Here is a 21649-nt window from a genome sequence, read left to right on the forward strand (position 1 = left end):
CCGGAAGGAAGCCATGGCTCCACGCGCGAACCCCACACTCCGTCAGCGTCGGCTCGGCGCCGAGCTGAGAAGGATGCGCGAGCAGGCCGGCTTCGGCGGCAGCGAGCTGGGCCGCCTCGTCGGCATGAGCCCGGCGCAGGTGACGCAGATGGAGGCAGGGAGGATCGGCATCAGTGTGGAGCGGCTGCGCACAGTTGCCGCGACGTGCATGTGCGTCAACGAGCCCTTGATCGCCGCCCTCGCGGACGTCATCACGGAACGCGAGAAGCCGGGCTGGTGGGAGGAGTACCGCGGCACCCTGTCCGCGGACTTCGTTGATGTTGCGGAGTTCGAAGGCCAGGCCCGACGGCTCACCACCTACTCGATGGCTTTCATTCCCGGCCTGCTCCAAACCGGCTCCTACGCCTCTGCCGTCTTCGCTCAGACCTTCCCGCCCCTGCCCCGTCACGAGATCGACCTCAGAACAGCGTTCCGGATGCAGCGGCAGCGCGTTGTCCGATCGGGCGCGACGCCCTACTCGGCGTTCATCCATGAAGCAGCGCTGCGCATGCAGTTCAGCGGACCGGTCGTCCTCACCGAACAGCTCGACGCTCTCATCGAAGACTCCGGGCAACCGACCGTTTCGATCCGAGTGGTCCCGTTCGACGTCGGCGCGATGCCAAGCTCCAACGAGAACTTCACCTACGCCGCCGGGCCGATTCCCGAACTCGATACGGCGCAGGTGGACACGGGCCTCGGAACCCGGATCTTCGATGCCCCGGCCCACATGGCGAGGTTCCGGTCCCTGCTCGCCCGGTTCGAGTCTCGCGCCCTCTCGGAGGAGGAGACCCGAGACTTCATCGGATCCATCAAGAAGGAAATGGAAAGCAAGCGTGGATAGTTCCGTGTGGCAGAAGTCCAGCTACTCCGGCGCGAACGACGAATGCGTCGAGGTACGCACCGCCGACGGGCTGGTCGAGCTACGCGAGTCCGACGATGGCGAGGTCATAGTCCGCACCACCCCCGCCAAGCTCGCCGCGTTCCTCGAAGCCGCCAAGGCCGGCGAGTTCGACCACCACGCCAACACCCCCAGCTGAACCCGTCGGCCCCTCGCTCCGCCAGAGCGAGGGGCCGATCCCGGAAGTGGACACCGCGCCGGGGCCGGCGTTGAACGCGGTCAGCTCGTTGAACGGCCGCAGACGACCGCGGCGTGAATAGGGTGGCGGGCCTGCCTCGAGGTTCGAGATCATCCGGTCATGGTGGATGGCACGGCAGGGCAGGACCTTCCGGTCGGCTTCGGATTCCGGCCGTATCGCGGCGACGACGACCACGGCGCCATGGCCGCGGTGCGGCTGGGGTGTGTTGAACGGGACCGGGTCGATGTCCATTCGGTTGTGGAAGGGCTCCCGACAGCGGCCGAGATCGCCGAGGCTTCGGCCAAGTTGGAGGAGCCGTCCAGGAACCAGATCCTGGTGGTGCTCGACGGGAGCGTCGTCGGTTACTCGACGATCCGGTGGTGGCAAGAGCGGGACGGCACGTGGCTGTACCTGCACCGCGGCTACCTACTGCCCGAGCATCGCTGCCAGGGCATCGGCTCAGCCATGCTGAGCTGGGCCGAAGAGCGGATCCGTCGGCTCGTCGAACAGCACGGAACGGCCCGGACGGCAGTGATCGGCGCGAACGCCGTGGCCTCCGAGCAGGACGCCACGGCACTTCTGCTCGCAGCCGGCTACCGACGTGTCTTCAGCCTGGTCGAGCTGGAGCTGGGCGATCTGCAGCAGGTGCCCGAGCCGGGCGGCGAGCTGCGGGCCGGGATACGGACAGGGCCGATCGGGACAAGCCACTACCGCGCAGCCTGGAGGACGGTCGTCGATTCGTACGCGGACACCCGCTTCGCTCAGAGATGGCCTTTCCAGGACTTCGTCGACACCGCCGACCCGGCATGCTGGAGGGCTGCCTGGAACGGGCAGCACATGGTCGGCGTCGCCCTCTGCTCCATCCGCCGCCACGACCGCACCGTGGGCGAGGTGGACGAGCTGAGCGTCCGGACGGACCAGCGACGCCTCGGAATCGGCCGGGTCCTGCTGCTGGAAGGGCTGCGGAGCCTTCGCGAGCAGGGTGCGACGACCGCCCGGCTGTTCACCGGCACGGCAAACCAGCACCGGTCCTACGACCTTTACGAGAGTGTGGGGTTCCGGCGGCAGAACGAGTACGTCCGTTACCGCAAGCCGCTTGCCTGATCACCGGTCATTGGCTCGTCGGTCTGGGCGCCGGACAGTGCGGCGTGTACGGCGGCCGCAGCGTGGAGTCGTGCGGTGGGGAAGACCGGGACGGGGCTGTCATCAGAACCGATGAGGAGCTCGATTTCGGTGCAGCCCAGAATGATGCCCTCCGCGCCGCCGGCGACCAGGTCCGTGATGACCTTCTGGTAGGCGGCACGTGACTCCTCCCGCACGATGCCCAGGCAGAGCTCCTGGTAGATCACGTGGTGAACGATCGCGCGCCCGTCAGCGTCCGGGACCCGCACATCGAGTCCGCCGGCTTCGAGACGGCCTCGGTAGAAATCCTGCTCCATGGTGAACGCGGTGCCCAGCAGGCCGACTCGGTGCAGGCCCGCCGCCCGTACGGCCTCTGCGGTGGCGTCGGCCAGGTGCAGCAGGGGGATGGAGACCGCCGCCTCGACGCGGTCGGCGACCTTGTGCATGGTGTTGGTGCAGATCAGCAGCATGTCCGCCCCGGCTGCCTCAAGAGCCTGGGCCGCCGCAGCCAGGATCTCGCCGGCCTCCACCCAGCGGCCCTGGACCTGCAACTGCTCGATCTCCGCGAAGTCCACCGAGTAGAGCACGCACCGCGCCGAGTGGAGTCCACCGAGGCGGTCACGCGTGAACTCGTTCAACAACCGGTAGTACTCCGCTGTCGACTCCCAGCTCATCCCACCGATCAGCCCGATCGTCTTCATCGCCACGCCCTCACATCGACTCCGAGCGGCATCGAGTTCGCCGCTGGAACCTCAATATAAGGAATTTCACTCAGCAGGACCAAACATATAAGCCTTACTTGGGGCGAGCGGGCGGCTGTCGTTCACTGCCTGCGGCGGGCCGAAGAGTTCGGTCATGCCTCCACCACCAGGGCGACGGTCGGGGCGTACTGGCAGCGGCCGAACCACATGACCTTGGCCAGCGCCCAGTACGTGCCGGGGTCGGCGTCCTCGGGGGTGGTGATGACGAACGACACGGTCTCGGCGGCTCCGGGTGGGACGCGGAAGCCCTGGACAGGGGCGGCGATCGCCTCCCAGGTGCCCCACGGCGAGACGAGCTGGAGCTCGCCCCGGATCTCGCCCCGGGTGCGGTTCGTGAGGGCGAGGGTGAGGGTGGTACGGCCGCCGGGGGTGAGGTGGAGGGTGTCGTCAGCGACGGAAACGGACAGGCCGGTGTCGCGGCCGGTCGTCGCCTTGGTGCCCTGGGCGGCCGTCCAGTCCTCGGGGGCGTCCCCGTTCACGGGAAGCAGCTCAGGGAGGTCTCCGACGGCGATCGTCACCACGTCCTCGATCTGCTGGCCGTCGTGCTCGATCCGGACGGCGGCGAAGTAGAGGCCCGGCTCGACCGACGCGGGCGGGGTCAGGGTGGCCGGGAAGCGCAGGTGGCCGCCGGGATCGAGCCGGTACGGGTGGCTACTGAGGCTCGTCGCCCAGCCCTCGGGCGGCAGGACGAGGGCCGTGCCCTCGACAGCGACGTCGCACAGCTGGGAGGCGAGTACCACGGACAGCTCCACCGCCTCCCCGCCCGTCCGCAGCAGCCCGGGCGAGACCCCGATGGACACCGGAAGGTAACCGAGCGGCGCCGGGCCCCGGTTGTGCAGCCAGTAGCGGGCGTGGACGGGCTGGGCCGCCTCGGTGGCGGGGCCGAGGATCGGGCCGCCGCCGGGAGCCGTGACGGCCGGGTCGGCGAGAACGGTGGCGATCTGGGAGCCGGTGAGGTTCAGGTCGGCCGGGCCGAGGGGCCGCTCCAGCAGGTCGGCGCGACGGAGGTCGGCGAGGCCGAGCGCACCGCCGAGGGATGCCGTCGTCCCCAGGCCGGTGGACTCGACCAGCCGGACAGTGAGTTCAGGCCCCGCAGACGCCGCCGAGCCGTGCGCGATCGGGTTGCCGGCCGGTTTGAGCGCCCCGAGCAGCACCTCCCGCTGCGGCTCGACCCGCAGCCAGGACAGCGCGCCGGGCAGCGGGCCGCCCTGCCCGGCCGGCGCCGGCCGCGCGTACAGCGGGTGGTTGAACTCCTGCCCCTGCGCAGGGAGTTGCTGCGCCCGCCAGTCACCGGGTCCACTGACCAAGGCATAGCTGAACTCATGGGTCCAGCGCTGGAGCTGGAACGAGGAACCGTCCAGCAGGGTACGCCGGGGCGGATCGATCCAGACGCCCGACGGCCAGCCGGTGCAGGATCGCATCAGCGACAGGTGCAGTGCACCTCCGGCGTCGACCGCGAAGCCGGGCAGGCCGACGGTGAGCAGCGCCACCGTATGGTCCACCAGTTGATCCGAGACCGGCGACGGGCAGACCACAGCGATCCGGGCGTCGGCCAGGTCGGCGGCGAGCGCAGCCGGATCAAGGACGACCAGCGCGGGCAGGGCCCGCAGGTCGCGCAGGTCGGCGCCGGGCTGCCAGACCTCGGCGAGCGGGGTGCGGGCGGGCACCCACACCGCGCCGTACGCCTTCAGCACGGCCGCGTACTCCTCCCCCGCCTGCTCGATCAACTCCCGTGCCACGGTATTGACTTCCGGACCGCCGACGACGATGCGGAAGTCGGGCAGGTTGGAGTCCACCTCCAGCCACCCGTACCGCGCCCAGTCCGCCCCGGACGTGGTGGCCGTGACGCCGACCCGGGCCAGGGCGACCACCAGCTCCCGGGCGTCGGCGCCATCGTCCACCGACGGGACGACCACCTCGGCGACGCCCAACGCCCGTTCGCCCAAGGGCGATCCAGCCGGATCGACCAGGACGGCCACCGCGGTGGACCCGAGCCCGAACCAGGTGTTGGCCGGGTTGTCGAGGGTCCACGGCGCCTCCGCAGAGTCGACGTCCGGCAGCGCGAAACCGCGCCCGATGACCGCCCCCGCCACCTCGCTGACGGGCAGCGCGCCCGGCAGGTCGACCGGGAAGCGCAGCCGCAGCAGCCGGTCGGCGCCGGAGTGGTCGAGGACCCGGGTGCGGCAGTCGACCCGGTCGAGGCCGTGCCACAAGGTCACCGTCTGCTCGTAGCGCAGGCCGTCGACCGTCCCGCCGATCACCAGCCGCTCACCCAGCGGGCCGGTCTCGCGCCGGACCTCGGCGACCGCGTCTCCCGAGCCGACCACCGGCCCCTTGGGCACGAGGTGCCACGGGCCCTCGCCGAAGTCCGGGTGTTGCGGGTACTCCTCGTACACCCGCAGCTCGTTGCCGATCCGCCCGTCCTGCATCAACTCCCGTTCAAAGCACAGATCGTAGACGGACGACAGCCCGCCGCCACGCGCCGCGTCGGCGCGCACCCGGTACCGCCCGTTGGCGATCGTGTGCCCCTCGGCCGCCGTCCAGACGGTGTCGGGTTCGCCGTCCACCAGCCGCCACGTGCGCCAGCCCAGCGCCGGGACGTCAACGGCCAGGAACCGCAGCGTCCCCCGGTCGACGGCGCACGGCACCGGCTCGCCCCGGTCGTCCAGCACCCGCACCGACCGTGCACCGGGCGGCAGTTGGACGGCGACCAGGTCGGTCCGGTCGAAGGACAGGGTGTTGGTGACGACCACCGCCGCACGAACGCCGACCCCGCCCACCGTCGAGATCCGCCCCACCAGGGCGTCCAGAGCCGAGTCCCGGACGGCCGACGCGAGGTCGTACGCCTCCCGCCAGCCGCCCAGCAGGTCCAGGTACACCTGGTCGGACTCCGAGCCGGTGATGGCGTCGTGGTGGGCGCCGCAGGCGAGGTGGCGCCACACCTTGTCCAACGCGGCGGCCGGGTACTGCCCGAGCCCGTGGACGGAGGCCAGCGTGGCCAGCTTCTCCGCGTCCACGGCGGCGACCTCGCCCGCCCGCTGCGCCTGCTTGGTGTCGATGTAGGAGACGTCCGTGCCGGTGTACACCGGGTTCATGTCGCGGGTCTGCGGGCTGGGGCGCCGGCCGGTCGCGGCCAGCTCGGCCCGCACGGCGTCCAGGAAGTCGCGCGGGGTGGCGCACACGAAGCGCGGCCACAGGTACTTCGCCGCCCAGGAGCGGTGGATCCCGGTCACCCACCGGTTCGGCGGGGTGAAGTCCGTGCCGACCGGCAGCAGCAGGTTCTTGGTGGCGCCCACCGGCTTGAGCTTCCGGTACAGGTCGTAGACGGCCTGCTCGGCGGTGGCGAGGTCCGGGGAGGCGTCCATCCACCAGCCGGCCGAGTAGTGGTGCGGCATGTAGTGGGTGAGCACGCCGTCTCCGCTCGGCGCGATCCACTCGAACTCGCTGGGGAACTGCATCACCCGGGCGTCGTCCTTGGCCTCACGGAAGTTCTTCTGGATCGGGCCCCACTGGTGGAAGGGGCCGCGGGCCCAGGCGCTGCCGGTGAGGCCGGCGGCGGCGAGGAGGCCGGGGAACTGCGGGTCGTGCCCGAACACGTCCAGCTGCCACGCTGTTCGGGGGTCGCCGCCGAGGATGTCGCGCTGGTAGCCGATGCCGTGGACGAGGTTGCGGATGGTCGCCTCGGGGCCGGTGAGGTTGGTGCTGGGCTCGTTGTAGGTGCCGCCGACGAGTTCGACCTGCCCGCGGTCGAGGAGCCGGCGCAGCGAGGAGCGCCGCTCCGGGTGCTGGTCGAAGTACGGCTTCAGGTAGTCGACTTCGGCGAGCACGAACTTGTACACCGGATCGCGCAGCGCCAGGTCCAGGTGCGCGTCGACGAGGGCGAAGGCGTTGCGTTCCCAGCGCGGCCGGGTGGTGGCGTCGGCGGAGAGCAGGTCCCAGGGGGAGGTGTAGGCGGCCTGGGTGTTCCACCAGACCGGGTCGTAGTGGAAGTGCGAGACCAGGAACATCGTCCAGCCGGGCTCGGCGACCTCGATGACGCCCGCGGCGACTGCTCCCTCCGCCCGTACGGTGATGTGGAGTTGGGAGCCGGGAGCGGCGCCGGTGATCTCCAGCGGGACTTCGACCAGCCCCGTGCCGGTCGCCTCGCCGTGCACGCCCGGTCCGCTGACGGTGATCCGGGCAGCGGCCGGCCCGTCGAGGGTCACCCGCAACAGCTGCCGCGGGGCATCCTCGGGCCCGGTGAAGAGGTCGGTGCTCTCGACGGCGGTGATGGTGACCGGCACGGGGAGGGTCCTTTCTCAACGCAGGGGGACGCGGCTACTGGCCCCAGGCCTCGAACTCGTAGATGCGGGCGGCCGGGTCGGTGGTCTGGGTGGGCTTGGTGACGACCAGCCGGACGTAGCGGGCGGTGGTGCTCACCGGGTGGGTGGTGGTCCCCGCCGTGTTGCCGGTGACGGTGGCGACCGTGGTCCACGGGTCGGTGGTCCTGGAGCGGACCTGGAGGGAGAAGTCGCGGGTGTTGTAGGAGGCGCTCTCGCCGCCCGCCGAGGCGTGCTTGACCACGAACTCGGTCAGTTGCTTCGCCGAACCGAGGTCCACCTGAAGCCATTTGCTGCTCGTCAGCGTGCACCACTTGTCGCTGGTGCCGCCACTCACACTACCGTTGACGGCCTTCGCCGGGCCCTCGTTGGCGTTGCACTGCCCGGAGGCGGTCGCGGGCCGGTTGAGCGCCAGGTTGCTGCCGGAGGGCGCGCCGTTCCACGGGACGGTGGCGGTCGCGGCGGTGGAGCGGCCGTACCCTGGCGAGACGGCCTCCACCTCGATCGCCGTGCTGGCCTCGGTGCCGGCCCGGTCGAGGCGGCCGACGTAGTACGCGTCGTCGGGGGTCGCGCCGAGGAAGGTGCGGCTGCCGTCGGCGTTGCGCCGGTACACCTCGTAGTGGTGGACGCCACCGCCGGGCGCCGCCGTCCAGGAGAGCCGCAGGGACTGGCTCACGCCCGCCACCACGTCGCTCGCGCCCAGGACGGTGAGGGCACCGGGCGCGGCCGGGGTGTCCACCGTCCCGTCGTAGAGGGCGATCTGACCGATCCGCACGTCGTACGCCGGGTCCGTCCCGTCCGCCTGGAGCGCGATCTGGGCGACCGTCCGGCCCGCGTACGGCGACAGGTCGAGGGTGTGCCGCTCCCAGCCCGTCCCGGAGTTGGCGCCGAGGTCGAGGGTGGTGAAGGTGGTCGGCGCGTCGGTGAAGGAGAGCGCGGCCCTGAGCCTGGTCGGCCCGGCCGCCGGGGTCTTCACCACCAGGTCGAGTCTGGTGTCGGCCGCGACCGGCAGCCTGGTCTGGTACAGCCGGACGGTGTTGACGGCGTCCAGGGTGCCGGAGAGGCGCAGCGAGGAGCCGCCCTGGTAGGCGTCGGTGAAGTCGACGGAGGGGGTGAGCCGGCTGCCGGTGGAGTCGACGACCCAGCGGTAGGTGGGCGGGACGTCCTGGAGCGAGAGGTTGTTCCAGCCGCCGGTGGCCACCCGGGTGCCGGCGGCGTTGTAGAAGTCGCCCTGCCCGGTGTTGAAGCTGGTGACGAAGGGCTTGGCGGTGATCGGCGAGGACTCGGCGACGTAGCCGGCCAGGCCGGGCCAGCTGTCGGCGGTGTCGGCGCGGGAGGGGTCGCTCTTGGCGCCGACCCAGTAGCGGGCGTCCTTGGCGTAGTAGTCGGCCCGGTCGGTGGCGGACTTCCAGGTCCATTCGGGCCGGTAGAGGCCGAGCGAGGTGGTGTGCGGCTGCCCGGCCGGGAAGAGGGTGTTCCAGTCGACGCCGGTGTTGTAGCCGTTGGCCTCGGTGTCGATGCCGGAGTACAACTCGTACTCGCTGCGGCCGAGTTGGCGGGCGAGCGCACGGGAGGAGGAGAGGCCGGCGGCGTCCCAGTTGAAGTTCAGGAACATCGAGTCGGCGGTGCGCTTGGAACCGTCCTGGAGGAACGGGGAGTTGGCGGAGGTGAGGGCGTTCTGCCAGTCGACCGCGCCGGAGGTGGTCATCGCGTCGTACCACATGAACTCGGTGCCGCTCTGTGCCTTGGTGTACTGCATGAGGTTGCGCAGTTCGGTGGCGAGGCTCGAATCCCCGCCGCCGGTCTCCTGGTTGATGAACCAGCCGTCGAAGCCGTAGTACTGCGCGACCTGGGTGAGCTTGTCCGCGACGGGGTAGCGGCTGCCGGACTTCTGCACGAAGTCGCGGACCCATTGGAGCTGGCCGCCGTACGCGGCGGGCGGGAAGAAGACGGTGCCGTAGACCTTGACGCCGTTGCGGTGGGCAGCGTCGATGACGGTCGGGTTGGGGGCGAGGATCAGGCCTTCGCCGGCGGAGCCGCCCCAGAACACCAGCTTGTCGACGTACTGCCAGTAGCCGAAGGCGTAGTAGTTGGGGTCGGCGGAGCCCTGGGACGGGTTGTTGGAGGTGGGGCCGAAGGAGACCAGGGAAACGATCTTCCCTTCGCCGGTGCGGGCGTTGGGGTTGGCCTTGAGGGCCGGGTCGCTGGTGCGCGGCTGGAGCGGAACGCGGGAGCGGTTGAAGCGGGCGTCCGGGTCGGTGGCCGGGTCCCAGTTCAGGATGGTGCTGGGGTACCAGTACGAGGCGTAGGGCTGGCTCCCGGCGGTGGGAGTGGCAGCGGCGGCCGGTGCGGATAACGGCGGCGGTGCGCCGGGGGCGTCGGCGTGCGCGGTGGGTGCGGCGCCCAGCGCGGCGGCGGCGAGGGCGGCGCTGAGCAGCAGGGGGATCCGTCGTGACATGCGGTGACTCCGATCGAGCGGAGGTGGGTGGGCCGGGCCCGCGCCGTGGCGGACGGGGACCCGGGTGCATGCGAACGTGCCGGTGCTGATGGCGCAGCGAGGCTAAACCGGTTCAGAACCCCTGTCAACGACCCGCGCAGCAATCACCCCGGACGGTGAAACCGCGAGACCGGCGGAACCGCTGAAGCCGATGGGACCACCCCCGGCGGGGAGGTGGACTCCCGCACGGTCAGCCGCGGCGTCGGCATCTGGAGGTCCCGCCCCGGCCCGGCCTCGTCCACGATCTCCAGCAGGCTGCGCGCCACCTGCTCGCCGAGCGCGAAGGTGTCGCGGCTGAGCGCGGTCAGCGGCGGGTGGACGATCCGGGCGAGCACCGAGTCGTCGAAGGAGACGATGGACAGCTCGCCCGGCACCGAGACGCCCATCTCCCCCGCGACCCCGAGCCCGGCCACCGCCATCACGTCGCTGTCGTAGACGATCGCGGTGGGCCGCCGGGGCCGGGAGAGCAGCGTCCGGGTGGCGGCGGCCCCCTCGGCGTCGCTGAAGTCGGTGGGCACCGAGACGGCCTCCTCCAGCCCGAGCCGGCGGGAGGCGTCGCGCAGCGCGCGGATCCGCCGCTGGGTGTGCTGGAAGTGCGGCAGCCCGGCCAGGTGGGCGATCCGGCGGTGGCCGATGGCGGCCAGGTAGTCGACGATCGAGAGCATCGCCTCCCGGTCGTCGGCCCAGATCCGCAGCTGGTTGCCGCCCTTGCCGGGCCCGCCGAGCACCACGGCGGGCAGCCCGAGTGCGTCCAGAACGGCCGGCCGTGGGTCGCGGACCTGGAGGTCGACCACGATGAAGCCGTCGACGCGGTGCTCGGAGGCCCAGCGCCGGTAGACCTCGATCTCGGCGGCGGTGTCCTCGACCACCATCAGGTGCAGCGCGACGGAGCCGGCCGAGAGCACCGCCTGGAGGCCGGAAAGCAGTTGGCTGAAAAAGGGCTCGACCCCGATGGTGCGGGCCGGACGGGCGATCACCAGGCCGACGGCGTCGGCCCGGGCACCGCCGAGGGCGCGCGCGGCGCTGTGCGGGCGCCAGTTCATCTCCTCGGCGACCCGCAGGATCCGGGCCCTGGTCGCCTCGCTCACCCCGGGTCGCCCGTTCAGCGCGAAGCTCACCGCGCCCTTGGAGACACCGGCCTGGCGCGCGATGTCGGCGATCGTCGGTCTGCCCACTGCACCGGACCCTCTCTTGACAGCCAAGTTTAGCCGGGAGCATAGTCCCTGCCAGAGCTAGACCGGTTTAGTGCATCCGGCTTTTGTCCATCAGGTTCCCAAGACCCCTCGCGCGCCTTCCCCACCCACCCAAAGGACCGGGAGACCCTCATGCGAAGAATCTGGGCGGCACTGACGACGGCGGTCCTCACCGCCACCGCGCTCACCGGCTGCGGACTCGGCTCCGACGACGGCAAGAGCAGCGACAGCGTGGCCGGTGCGGCCGCCACCGGCGAGGTCAAGGGCAAGGTCTCGCTCCAGACCTGGGCGCTCAAGCCGAAGTTCACCGACTACGTGCAGGGCGTGATCGACGGCTTCAAGAAGAAGTACCCGGGCGTCGAGGTCGAGTGGCTGGACCAGCCCGGCGACGGCTACTCCGACAAGGTGCTCAGCCAGGCCGCCGCCGGCACCCTCCCGGACGTGGTCAACCTCCCGCCGGACTTCGCCCTCCCGCTGGCCAAGCAGAACCTGCTCCTGGACGTCGCCAAGGCCGACCCGAAGCTCGCCGACGAGTACGTCCCCGGCGGCGTGGACGCCTACCGCTTCGCCGGCCAGGACGGCGTCTACGGCTACCCCTGGTACCTCAACACCGATGTCAACTACTGGAGTTCGGAGCTCCTCGGCAGGTACGGCCTGGACCCGAAGAAGCTCCCGGCCAGCCTCGACGAACTCATCGCCCAGGCCAGGACGATGAAGGAGAAGTCCGGCGGCCAGACCTACCTGATGAGCCGCAAACCCGGCCTCGGCGACCTCTACAACGCCGGTGTGAAGATCATGTCCGACGACGGCAAGTCCTTCACCTTCAACACCCCCGAGGCCGCCGCACTGCTCGACAAGTACCGCGACGCCTTCAAGGAGGGCCTGCTCCCCAAGGACGTGCTGACCAACACCTACGCCGGCAACTCCAAGCTGTTCAACGCCGGTACCGCGGCCTGGACCACCGGCGGTGGCAACTTCATCACCAGCATCGCCACCGACAACCCCTCCCTCGCCCCGAAGATCGTCTCCTCCCCGGCGATGGGCACCCCGCCGCTCTACGTCCAGGGCGTGTCCATCCCGAAGAGCACCAGGAACCCGGCCGCCGCCGTCGCCCTCGCCCGCTGGGTCACCAGCCCCGAGAACCAGGCCGCGCTGGCCCACCTGACCAGCGTCTTCCCGTCCACCAAGGCCTCCGCGAACGACCCGTTCTTCAGCAGGAGCGACGGCACCAACGCGGGCGACGCCAAGGTGATCGCCTTCACCTCGCTCGGCAAGGCCAAGATGATCCAGCCGGTCCAGGTCAACGACGCGATGAGCACCATCGTCAACCAGCAGATCGCCCTGGCCATCAGCGGCGACGCGAGCTCCAAGCAGGCCCTGGACTCCGCCGTCGAGCAGTGCAACAAGCTGCTCAAGGGCTGACGCATCGTCAGACGATCTGCACCGCCCCCGGGAACGACCGCCCCGCCGCCCCAGGAAGCCCCCAGGAAGCCCCCAGGAAGGCAACCGCATGACCCACCGGCGCTGGTTCACGCCCTGGCTGCTCGCCGGACCGGCCGTCGTCTGGCTGGCCGTGTTCAACCTCTGGCCGGCCGTCAACACGGTGATCCTGTCCTTCACCAATGCCAAGCCCCTGGGCGGCGGGCGGTTCACCGGCCTGGAGAACTTCCAACGCATCCTGGACGACGAGCAGTTGGCCGACGCCCTGCTCAACAGCATCGTCTTCATGCTGGTCTGCCTGCCGCTGCTGACGTTCCTCCCGCTGCTGCTCGCCCTGCTCGTCCAGCGCAGGCTCCCCGGCATCACCTTCTTCCGTACCGCCTTCTACACCCCGGTCGTCGCCTCCGCCGTCGTGGTGGCGCTGATCTGGGGCTGGGCGCTGGACGACCGCGGCCTGGTCAACGGCCTGCTCCGGCAGAGCGGCCTGGCCGACTCCCCGGTCCCCTTCCTCACCGACCGCTGGCTGCTGCTGTTCAGCGCGATCGCCCTGACCGCCTGGAAGGGGCTCGGCTACTACATGGTCATCTACCTCTCCGCCCTCGCCAACGTCCCGCGCGAACTGCACGAGGCCGCGGCCGTCGACGGCGCGAGCCCGGTCCGCCGCTTCTGGCACGTCACACTGCCCGGGGTGCGGCCCACCATGATGCTGATCTCCGTGCTGATCTCGGTGAGCGCGCTGCGCGTCTTCTCCGAGCTGTACGTGCTCTCCAACGGCCAGGGCGGGCCCGGCGGCCGGGACATGTCGGTGGTGATGCTGATCCAGATGTACAGCCGCGGCTTCACCGGCCACCTCGGCTACGCCTCCGCGCTCAGCCTGATGCTGTTCGTCATCACCCTCGGCCCGATGCTGCTCCTGCTCCGTCTGAACCGGAAGGCGGCGTGAACCCGTGAACCGGCCCGAACCCATGACCCAGCGCCGCGCACGGGGCTTCAACACTCCCTCCCCCGCCCAGAACGCCGCCCGCTACCTGCTGCTCCTGCTCGTCCTGCTGCTCGTCCTCGGCCCGTTCCTCTGGCAGCTCTCCACCTCCCTCAAGGGCCCCGACGAGGACGTCTACACCCGCACCCCGAACTTCCTCCCTGAGCAGTTCACCTTCGCCAACTACGGCAAGGTCGCCGCCACCATCCCGGTCTGGACCTACGCCCTCAACTCCCTGGTGGTGGCGGCCATCTGCATCGCCGGCAACGTGATCGGCTGCACCCTGGCCGGCTACGCCCTGGCCCGGCTGCGCTTCCGCGGCGCCCGCCTGGTGCTCGGCCTGTTCCTGGCCACCCTGGTGCTGCCCGGCGAGGTCACCATCGTCTCCCAGTACGTGCTGGTGCGCGGCCTCGGCCTCGCCGACTCGCTGGTCGGCGTCGCCCTGCCCGGCTCGATCGCCATGCTCAACGTCCTGCTGATGCGCACCGCCTTCGCCGCCGTCCCGGCCGAACTCGACCAGGCCGCCCTGGTCGACGGCGCCTCGGTCTGGCAGCGGCTGTGGTACGTCGGCCTGCCGAACGTGCGCGGCATGCTCAGCGTGATCGTCATCTTCACCTTCATCGGCGCCTGGGACGACTTCCTCTGGCCACTGATCGTGCTCAACGACCCGCAGCAGTACACGCTCACCGTCGGACTCCAGTACCTCAACGGCACCTTCTCCGCCAACCCGCGGCTGATCGCGGCCGGCACCATGATCGCCTTCCTGCCGATCGTCGTGGTGTTCGCCGTCTGCCAGCGCTTCTTCTTCCGGGGCGTCGAGGAGGGGGCCGTCAAGGGGTAGCACACCGTCCCGTTCCCCCAACCGCGTTGAGGAAGCCCTGCGATGACCACCGCGATGACCGCCACCGCCCCGCAGCGCCCCCGCTTCGGCGTCAACTACACGCCCACCGCCGGCTGGTTCCACCACTGGCTCGACTTCGACCTCGACGCCGTCCGCGCCGACCTCGACTCCGTCGCCGTGCTCGGCCTGGACCACGTCCGGGTGTTCCCGCTCTGGCCGCTGTTCCAGCCCAACCGCACCATGATCCGCCCGCGCGCCGTCGAGCAGCTCGCCGCCCTGGTGGACGCGGCCGGGGAGCGCGGTCTGGACGTCGCGGTGGACGGGCTCCAGGGCCACCTGTCCAGCTTCGACTTCCAGCCGTCCTGGACCCAGACCTGGCACCGGCGCAACCTCTTCACCGACCCCGAGGTCGTCGACGGCCAGGCCGCCTACCTGCGCACCCTCGCCGAGGCGCTGCACGGCAGGCCCAACTTCCTCGGCATGACGGTCGGCAACGAGATCAACCAGTTCGCCGGCGACCCGCACCCCGACCCCGACCGGATCACCCCCGACCAGGCCGACGCCTGGCTGCGCCGGATGCTCGCCGCCTGCGAGCAGGGCGCGCCCGGCCGGCTCCACCTGCACGCCTCCTACGACGCCGCCTGGTACCTCGACGAGCACCCCTTCACCCCGTGGCACTCGGCCCGGATCGGCGCCGCGACCGCCGTGCACTCCTGGGTGTTCAACGGCACCGCCCAGCGCTATGGTGCCCGCTCCACGGCGAGCGCGCAGCACGCCGCGTACCTGGTCGAGCTCTCCAAGGCGTGGGCGCAGGACCCGCACCGCCCGGTCTGGCTCCAGGAGGTCGGCGCCCCCGCCCCGCACATCGCCGCCGCGGACGCCGCCCGCTTCACCGCCGCCACCGTCGAGGCGGTGCTGGACTGCCCGGACCTGTGGGGCGTCACCTGGTGGTGCTCGCACGACGTCGACCGCTCGCTCGCCGACTTCCCCGAGCTGGAGTACAGCCTGGGCCTGCTCACCGTCGACCGCGCCGTGAAGCCGGCCGGGGCCCGGCTCGCCGAGGCCGCCGCCGAGGTCCGCCGCTCCTGGCGGCCGCCGGCACCGCGCGGCACGGCGTTGGTGGTGACCACCGGCGACGAGGTGACCGCCCCCGAACGCTCGGTCTGCGGCCCGGGCGGCGCGGTGTACGAGGCGTTCATGCGGCTGGCCGGGCAGGGCGCCCGGCCGACCACCGTGCTTGCCGAGCGCGCCGGGGACGAGGGCCATCTGGCCGCCCGCGGCATCACCGAGGTGGTGCATCCGGAGGACGTCCTCCGCCGCTGACCGTTATCCCCGTGTACCGTCCGCCCCACCGTCCGCCCCAGTCATCCCCAGCCATGCAACGGAGCCTGCTGACATGCACGATGACCGCAAGCTGGTCGAGTCCCGCCTCAAGCGCGTCCTGGACGAGCGCATCCGCCCGGCCGTCTACCCCGAGTCCGTCCCGCTGGAGGTCGGCATCTGGACGGCGCCCGGCGAGCCCGTGCCGGTCGCCGAGGGGCTGGCCGCCCCGCGCACCCCGATCGCGGTGGGCGACGCCTGGGGCGCGCCCTGGGGCACCAGTTGGATCACCGTCACCGGCACGGTGCCGCAGGCGTGGGCCGGGCGCACCGTCGAGGCGCTGATCGACCTCGGCTTCGACGCCAACATGCCCGGCTTCCAGTGCGAGGGCCTGGTCTACCGCCCTGACGGCACCCCGGTGAAGGGCCTCAACCCGCAGAACCAGTGGGTGCGGATCGCCGCCCCGGCGGCCGGCGGCGAGCCGGTGCTGCTGCACGTCGAGGCCGCGTCCAACCCGGTCGTCCTGGACTACCACCCCTTTCTGCCCACCGAGTTGGGCGACCGGGAGACCGCCGGCTCGGAGCCGCAGTACGAGCTGGCCCGGATGGACCTCGCGGTCTTCGACGAGACGGTCTGGCAGCTGGTCGTCGACCTGGAGGTGCTCGGCGAGCTGATGGCCGAGCTGCCGGTGGACGGCGCCCGGCGCTGGGAGATCCTGCGCGCCGTCGAACGGGCCCTCGACGCGGTCGACCTCCAGGACGTCAACGGCACGGCCGCGCAGGCCCGTTCGCAGCTCACCGCGGTACTGGCCGCACCCGCCGTGCCGTCGGCGCACCGGATCAGTGCGATCGGCCACGCGCACATCGACACGGCCTGGCTCTGGCCGCTGCGCGAGACCGTCCGCAAGGTGGCCCGCACCACCGCGAACATGACCGCCCTGCTGGAGGACGAACCGGACTTCCGCTACGCCATGTCCCAGGCGCAGCAGTACGCCTGGATCAAGGAGCACCGGCCCGAGGTGTACGCGCGGGTCCGCAAGGCGGTGGCCGAGGGTCGGTTCGTCCCGGCCGGCGGCATGTGGGTGGAGTCCGACACCAACATGCCGAGCTCGGAGGCGATGGCCCGTCAGTTCGTGCACGGCAAGCGGTTCTTCCTGGACGAGTTCGGGGTGGAGAACCACGAGGCCTGGCTGCCGGACACCTTCGGCTTCACCGGCGGACTGCCGCAGATCATCCGCAACGCGGGCTCCAGGTGGCTGCTGACGCAGAAGATCTCCTGGAGCCAGATCAACAGGTTCCCGCACCACACCTTCCTCTGGGAGGGCATCGACGGGACCAGGATCTTCACCCACTTCCCGCCCGTGGACACCTACAACTGCTCCATGAAGGGCAGCGAAATCGCCCACGCGGCACGGAACTTCAAGGACAAGGGGGTGGCCCGGCACTCGCTCGCCCCGACCGGCTGGGGCGACGGCGGCGGCGGGACGACGCGCGAGATGGTCGCCAAGGCCGCCCGGCTGGCGAACCTGGAGGGCTCGGCCACCGTCCACTGGGAGAAGCCCGCCGAGTTCTTCGCCAAGGCCGAGGCCGAGTACCCGAACCCGCCGGTCTGGGTCGGCGAGCTCTACCTGGAGCTGCACCGCGCCACCCTGACCAGCCAGGCGAGGACCAAGCAGGGCAACCGGCGCAGCGAGAACCTGCTGCGCGAGGCCGAACTCTGGTGCGCCACCGCCGCGTTGCGCACCGGCGCGGCCTACCCGTACGAGCAGCTGGACCGGATCTGGAAGACCGTCCTGCTGCACCAGTTCCACGACATCCTGCCCGGTTCGTCCATCGCCTGGGTGCACCGCGAGGCCGAGGCGACGTACGCGGCGCTGGCCGAGGAGCTGGAGGCGCTGATCGGACGGGCCCAGCAGGCGCTGGCCGGGGATCCGGCCGGCGGGCGGGAGCTGGTGTTCAACGCGGCGCCGCACCCGCGCTCGGCGGTGCCGGCGGGCGGGGCCGCGACCGTGGCCACTGCGACTGCGGCCGGCGGCTGCGAGGTGGCGGAGCGGCCCGACGGCGGCTTCGTGCTGCGCAACGGGCTGCTGGAGGTGGTGGTGGACGGCGACGGCCTGGTGGCCTCGGTGGTGGACACCGCGAGCGGCCGCGAGACCCTCGCCCCCGGCAGCCGGGCCAACCTGCTCCAGCTGCACCCCGACTTCCCCAACATGTGGGACGCCTGGGACGTCGACCAGTTCTACCGCAACACCGTCACCGACCTGACCGGCGTCGACACGCTCACCGCCGAGTCCGCCGCCGGGCGGGTCACGGTCCGGGTGGCCCGCTCCTTCGGCTCCTCCACCGTCGTCCAGGCCCTCACCCTGCGGGCCGGCGAGCGGCGGCTCGACCTCGACACCGAGGTCGACTGGCACGAGACCGAGAAGTTCCTCAAGGCCGCGTTCCCGCTCGACCTGCACACCGAGCGGTACGCCGCCGAGACCCAGTTCGGCCACCTCTACCGGCCCACCCACACCAACACCAGCTGGGAGGCCGCCAAGTTCGAGGCCTGCAACCACCGCTTCGTCCACCTGGACGAGCCCGGCTGGGGCGTCGCCCTGGTCACCGCCTCCACCTACGGCCACGACGTGACCCGCACCGTGCGCGACACCGACGGCGGGACGACCACCACCGTCCGCTTCTCGCTGCTGCGCGCACCGCGCTTCCCCGACCCGCGGACCGACCAGGGGCTGCACCGCTTCCGGCACGCGCTCGTCCCCGGCGCGACGATCGGCGACGCCGTCCGCGAGGGCTACCGGATCGGCCTGCCCGAGCGGCGGATCACCGGCAGCACCGAGGAGGTGCGGCCGCTGGTCGAACTCGACCACGACGCGCTGGTGGTCAGTGCGGTCAAGCTCGCCGACGACGGCAGCGGCGACCTGGTCGTCCGGGTCTACGAGGCGGGCGGCGGGCGCGCCCGGGGCCGGCTCACCACCTCCTTCCCGCTCGCCGACGCCGTCCCGTGCGACCTGCTGGAACGCCCCTGGGCGGGCACCCGCGGCGAGGTGACGGTGGCGGACGGCGGGGTGCGGCTGGCCCTGCGGCCGTTCGAGCTGGTCACCCTGCGGCTGCGCGCCGCGGGCTGACCCTTGTGCGGCTGGGCAGCCCACGGCCCTCCGCTGCCCGCCGGACCGCCGCACTACGCTGAGCGGCGCCCCCGGCCCACCCGCCGGGGGCGCCGCCCGCCCCGCCCGTACCCGTCTGGAGCCCGCCGCGATGACCCTCGCCCCGCAGCCCGCCGCCACCCCGCTGTTCGCCGCCGTCGACATCGGCGGGACGAAGATCGCCGGGGCGCTCGTCGACGGGCACGGGGAGCTGCGGCACCGGCTCCAGCTGCCCACCCCCGCCCGGGAGCCGGGCACCGCCGTCCTCGCCGTCGTGCACAAGGTGCTCGACCAGCTCGCCGGCACCGCCGACTGGGCCGGCGTGACGGCCGTCGGGATCGGCAGCGCCGGGCCGGTCGACCTCGCCGACGGCACCGTCAGCCCGGTCAACATCCCCGGCTGGCGCCGCTTCCCGCTGGTCGCCGAGGTCGCCGCGCATCCGGCGGTGGCCGCGCGGCGCCTGCCCGTCCGGCTGGCCGGGGACGGCGTCGCGATGGCGGCCGCCGAGCACTGGCGGGGCGCCGCGCGCGGCGCGGACAACGCGCTCTGCCTGGTGGTGTCGACCGGGGTCGGCGCCGGGCTGGTGCTGGACGGCGCCGTCCGGCCGGGCCCCAGCGGGAACGCCGGCCACCTCGGCCACATCACCGTCGACCTGGACGGCGAGCCCTGCCCGTGCGGCTCCCGGGGCTGCCTGGAGGGCATCGCCAGTGGCACCGCGATCGCGCGGCGGGCGCTCGCCGAGGGCTGGCACCCGGCCGGGGAGGACCGCTCGGCCCGCGCCGTCGCCGCCGACGCCGAGGCGGGCGATCCGGTCGCGCTCGCCGCCTTCGACCGGGCCTCCCAGGCCCTGGCCGCCGGGATCGCGGCGACCGCCGCGCTGGTCGACCTCGACCGGGTGGTGATCGGCGGCGGGGTCGCCACTGCGGGCGAGCTGCTGTTCGCCCCGCTCGCCCGGCACCTCGACCGCTACGCCGCGCTGTCCTACATCCGCGGCCTGGACGTCCGCCGCGCCGAACTCGGCACCGACGCCGGGCTGATCGGCGCGGCCGCGCTCTGCCGGTGACCGCGGCCGGGCTCTGCCGCTGACCTCCCCCGGGGCCCGACGCCGAGGCGTGGCAGCGCCGCACGGCGGCCGTACCGAAGCCGCACGGCGCCCGGTCCGCCGAGGTCCGCGCCGGGTACCCGCCCGGGCGGTCGCCGCCGCCCGGGCCGTCGCCGCCGTCCGGGCTCAGGCCGGCAGCGGGTGCCCGAACAGCATGTCGTAGCCGTCCGGCAGCTGCTCGATCACCCCGTCGATCAGCTCCGCCGGGGCCAGGTCGGCGAGGGTGCTGAGCACCGCCCCGATGTCCCACTGCGCGGTCGCCTCGGTCGCGCCGTCGATCCAGCCGACCACGCCCTGCACGAAGCGCTCGGCGGTCAGCGGTTCGGCGGCGGGCCGGGCGTCGCGCAGCAGCGGGGCGTAGGTGCCCGGCAGCAGCGCGGCGAGCTCGTTCCGTTCCGCCCCGACCAGGTGCTCGCCGAGCAGGGCCAGCACCACGCGGGCGGCGTGGTCCGCCTCCGCCTCACTCCGGTATTCGCCGCGTTCGACGACGCGGGCGAGGAAGTCGCCCCAGGAGATGGTCATCGCGTCCTCCTTCCGGTCCCGCCGGACGGGGCCGCCACCCGGACTGGCGGGGTGCCGCACTCTTCAGAACTGTCAGAACTGGTTCGGAACTCTTCGGAACTCATCGGAACTCTTTGCCGGGGCTCGTCGAAGCCCTTCGAAACGCTCCGAAACGCTCCGGAACACTTCGAAACCCGTCGGCACGGTCCGGCCCGGGCGGCGCAGCACGAACCGGCGCCCGTGCTGCTCAGCGTACTGCCGGACCACCGGTGCGCCCAGGCCGCCGCGGTCCGTACGGGGCCCGGTGGGGCGGATCGACGCCGTTGTCGACCACGCCACCGGTCTGCCGTCGGTCCGGTTCAGGCCGCCGAGGCCCGACACCGCCGACGGGCGCGGCGCCCCGGCGCCGCCGGGCCGAGCCGTACCGGCACCCGCAGTGGGGGCGCCGCGGAAGGCGCCACGGGTGACGCGGTGTCGACCCGCACCGCGTCCGGCATAAACGCCGCCAGGAATCGCCGCTCACTCTGGCTGAGTTTGCGCGAACGGCCGGATTCCCGGTCCCGCGCGACCACCACGGTACGGGCCCGCATAAAGGTGAGCGGATCCCGGCAGACATTCACCACGACGTGTGCGGAACTCCGTCCGAGCCGTTCCACGGTCAGTTGCACGGACAATGGCTCGGGGCGGTGGTGCAACTGCTCCAGGTAATCGATCTCGTGCCGCGCGATAAGGAATCCGGACGGGAACAGCGATTCCCGGACGGCGGTCGCGTGGTGGCAGAACAGGTCGTAAATCCCCTCCTGCACGTAGCCCACCAGCCGGGCGTTGTTGATGTGCCCGTTCTCGTCGACGTCGCTCCACCGGGTGGGACAGGACAGCACGTGCGCGCCCGGGCGCGGCGCGCTCACTGCTGCGTCAGCCGCGCGCCGACCGCCGCGGGCAGCAGCGCCCGCTGCAACCGGGCGTAGTAGCCGGAGTGTTCGGCCGCCATCCGGGCCGCGGTCCAGCCTTCCTCGGCAGCCTCTGCGGCCGCCTGGACGACCAGGCTGTCGAGCACCGCGTCCACCGAACGGCAGAGGTCGGCGACGGCCGCCAGGCGCTCGGTCACATCGGCTCCGCCCGCGGCGTTGCGGGCCGGAAACGCGGCGAGCGAGTCCACCGCGAACCGCAGATCCGCCACGGTGTCCGGCTGGTTTTCGGAAAGGCAATTGCGCATGTGTTTCTCCCAGGACTTTCACGGCCATTACGGCTCAGTAGGTCGTGTTCGAATGCACCGGATCGGTGTCGGCACCCCCCGGCACAACGGACGCTATCCCA

At 71.9% G+C, this 21649-nt stretch carries 16 protein-coding genes; 9 read left to right on the forward strand and 7 right to left on the reverse strand.

The genetic code is table 11. The annotated features are described in order from the left end of the window. The first annotated feature begins 13 nt into the window (after positions 1–13). The 3 genes from ABTY15_RS08200 (at position 14) to ABTY15_RS08210 (ending at position 2219) form a co-directional block, all read left to right on the forward strand. Positions 14–880, forward strand: coding sequence for a helix-turn-helix domain-containing protein (locus tag ABTY15_RS08200; RefSeq protein WP_350578022.1), 867 nt, complete (start codon positions 14–16; stop codon positions 878–880). Then, positions 873–1076, forward strand: coding sequence for a DUF397 domain-containing protein (locus tag ABTY15_RS08205; RefSeq protein WP_350578025.1), 204 nt, complete (start codon positions 873–875; stop codon positions 1074–1076). Before ABTY15_RS08200 ends, ABTY15_RS08205 begins: the two co-directional genes overlap by 8 nt. A gap of 159 nt (positions 1077–1235) precedes the next feature. Beyond that, positions 1236–2219: a GNAT family N-acetyltransferase gene (locus ABTY15_RS08210; RefSeq protein WP_350578027.1), complete on the forward strand. Its 984-nt coding sequence runs from the start codon at positions 1236–1238 to the stop codon at positions 2217–2219. On the opposite strand, the gene ABTY15_RS08215 is transcribed toward ABTY15_RS08210, so the two are convergent. The 4 genes from ABTY15_RS08215 to ABTY15_RS08230 all read right to left on the reverse strand — a co-directional run bounded on the left by ABTY15_RS08215 (position 2198) and on the right by ABTY15_RS08230 (position 10989). Next, positions 2198–2938: an aspartate/glutamate racemase family protein gene (locus ABTY15_RS08215; protein WP_350578224.1), complete on the reverse strand. Its 741-nt coding sequence runs from the start codon at positions 2936–2938 to the stop codon at positions 2198–2200. The genes ABTY15_RS08210 and ABTY15_RS08215 overlap by 22 nt on opposite strands. A 152-nt stretch (positions 2939–3090) precedes the next feature. Further along, complete coding sequence (locus tag ABTY15_RS08220) at positions 3091–7281, reverse strand: glycoside hydrolase family 38 N-terminal domain-containing protein (protein ID WP_350578029.1); 4191 nt, start codon at positions 7279–7281, stop codon at positions 3091–3093. Between the two features lie 34 nt (positions 7282–7315). Continuing rightward, entirely contained in the window at positions 7316–9775 is a 2460-nt protein-coding gene (locus ABTY15_RS08225; RefSeq protein WP_350578031.1) for an endo-beta-N-acetylglucosaminidase, read from the reverse strand. Positions 9776–9918: 143 nt separating this feature from the next. Next, on the reverse strand, positions 9919–10989 hold the full coding sequence (locus ABTY15_RS08230) for a LacI family DNA-binding transcriptional regulator (protein ID WP_350578034.1): 1071 nt from the start codon (positions 10987–10989) through the stop codon (positions 9919–9921). 150 nt (positions 10990–11139) lie between these two features. Here ABTY15_RS08230 and ABTY15_RS08235 point away from each other — a divergent pair, with 150 nt between their 5' ends. From ABTY15_RS08235 to ABTY15_RS08260, 6 genes are all read left to right on the forward strand, one after another. Continuing rightward, positions 11140–12429, forward strand: coding sequence for an ABC transporter substrate-binding protein (locus ABTY15_RS08235; RefSeq protein ID WP_350578036.1), 1290 nt, complete (start codon positions 11140–11142; stop codon positions 12427–12429). An 88-nt stretch (positions 12430–12517) separates the two neighbouring features. Beyond that, on the forward strand, positions 12518–13390 hold the full coding sequence (locus ABTY15_RS08240) for a carbohydrate ABC transporter permease (protein ID WP_350578039.1): 873 nt from the start codon (positions 12518–12520) through the stop codon (positions 13388–13390). Between the two features lie 22 nt (positions 13391–13412). Next, the gene (locus tag ABTY15_RS08245; RefSeq protein ID WP_350578042.1) at positions 13413–14267 is read left to right on the forward strand and encodes a carbohydrate ABC transporter permease; all 855 of its coding nucleotides are present in this window, start codon (positions 13413–13415) and stop codon (positions 14265–14267) included. A gap of 42 nt (positions 14268–14309) precedes the next feature. Continuing rightward, complete coding sequence (locus tag ABTY15_RS08250) at positions 14310–15590, forward strand: glycoside hydrolase 5 family protein (protein ID WP_350578044.1); 1281 nt, start codon at positions 14310–14312, stop codon at positions 15588–15590. 73 nt (positions 15591–15663) lie between these two features. Further along, entirely contained in the window at positions 15664–18711 is a 3048-nt protein-coding gene (locus ABTY15_RS08255; protein ID WP_350578047.1) for an alpha-mannosidase, read from the forward strand. Between the two features lie 130 nt (positions 18712–18841). Further along, the gene (locus tag ABTY15_RS08260) at positions 18842–19792 is read left to right on the forward strand and encodes an ROK family protein (protein ID WP_350578048.1); all 951 of its coding nucleotides are present in this window, start codon (positions 18842–18844) and stop codon (positions 19790–19792) included. A gap of 165 nt (positions 19793–19957) precedes the next feature. Here the strand turns inward: ABTY15_RS08260 and ABTY15_RS08265 are convergent, their stop codons facing one another. The 3 genes from ABTY15_RS08265 to ABTY15_RS08275 all read right to left on the reverse strand — a co-directional run bounded on the left by ABTY15_RS08265 (position 19958) and on the right by ABTY15_RS08275 (position 21548). After that, entirely contained in the window at positions 19958–20353 is a 396-nt protein-coding gene (locus tag ABTY15_RS08265; RefSeq protein ID WP_350578051.1) for a DUF2267 domain-containing protein, read from the reverse strand. Between the two features lie 338 nt (positions 20354–20691). Further along, positions 20692–21240, reverse strand: coding sequence for an acyl-CoA thioesterase (locus ABTY15_RS08270; RefSeq protein ID WP_350578053.1), 549 nt, complete (start codon positions 21238–21240; stop codon positions 20692–20694). Then, positions 21237–21548, reverse strand: a complete 312-nt coding sequence (locus tag ABTY15_RS08275) for a hypothetical protein (protein ID WP_350578055.1) — start codon at positions 21546–21548, stop codon at positions 21237–21239. Before ABTY15_RS08275 ends, ABTY15_RS08270 begins: the two co-directional genes overlap by 4 nt. Positions 21549–21649: the final 101 nt, after the last annotated feature.

This window comes from Kitasatospora sp. NPDC097643, from assembly GCF_040302625.1.
Lineage (GTDB): Bacteria > Actinomycetota > Actinomycetes > Streptomycetales > Streptomycetaceae > Kitasatospora.

Coding starts and splice junctions, on each gene's coding strand:
- ABTY15_RS08255 (WP_350578047.1), top strand. CDS start 15,664: ATGCACGATGACCGCAAGCTGGTCGAGTCCCGCCTCAAGCGCGTCCTG.
- ABTY15_RS08235 (WP_350578036.1), top strand. CDS start 11,140: ATGCGAAGAATCTGGGCGGCACTGACGACGGCGGTCCTCACCGCCACC.
- ABTY15_RS08250 (WP_350578044.1), top strand. CDS start 14,310: ATGACCACCGCGATGACCGCCACCGCCCCGCAGCGCCCCCGCTTCGGC.
- ABTY15_RS08260 (WP_350578048.1), top strand. CDS start 18,842: ATGACCCTCGCCCCGCAGCCCGCCGCCACCCCGCTGTTCGCCGCCGTC.
- ABTY15_RS08210 (WP_350578027.1), top strand. CDS start 1,236: ATGGTGGATGGCACGGCAGGGCAGGACCTTCCGGTCGGCTTCGGATTC.
- ABTY15_RS08265 (WP_350578051.1), bottom strand. CDS start 20,353: ATGACCATCTCCTGGGGCGACTTCCTCGCCCGCGTCGTCGAACGCGGC.
- ABTY15_RS08245 (WP_350578042.1), top strand. CDS start 13,413: ATGACCCAGCGCCGCGCACGGGGCTTCAACACTCCCTCCCCCGCCCAG.
- ABTY15_RS08240 (WP_350578039.1), top strand. CDS start 12,518: ATGACCCACCGGCGCTGGTTCACGCCCTGGCTGCTCGCCGGACCGGCC.
- ABTY15_RS08200 (WP_350578022.1), top strand. CDS start 14: ATGGCTCCACGCGCGAACCCCACACTCCGTCAGCGTCGGCTCGGCGCC.
- ABTY15_RS08215 (WP_350578224.1), bottom strand. CDS start 2,938: ATGAAGACGATCGGGCTGATCGGTGGGATGAGCTGGGAGTCGACAGCG.
- ABTY15_RS08275 (WP_350578055.1), bottom strand. CDS start 21,548: ATGCGCAATTGCCTTTCCGAAAACCAGCCGGACACCGTGGCGGATCTG.
- ABTY15_RS08225 (WP_350578031.1), bottom strand. CDS start 9,775: ATGTCACGACGGATCCCCCTGCTGCTCAGCGCCGCCCTCGCCGCCGCC.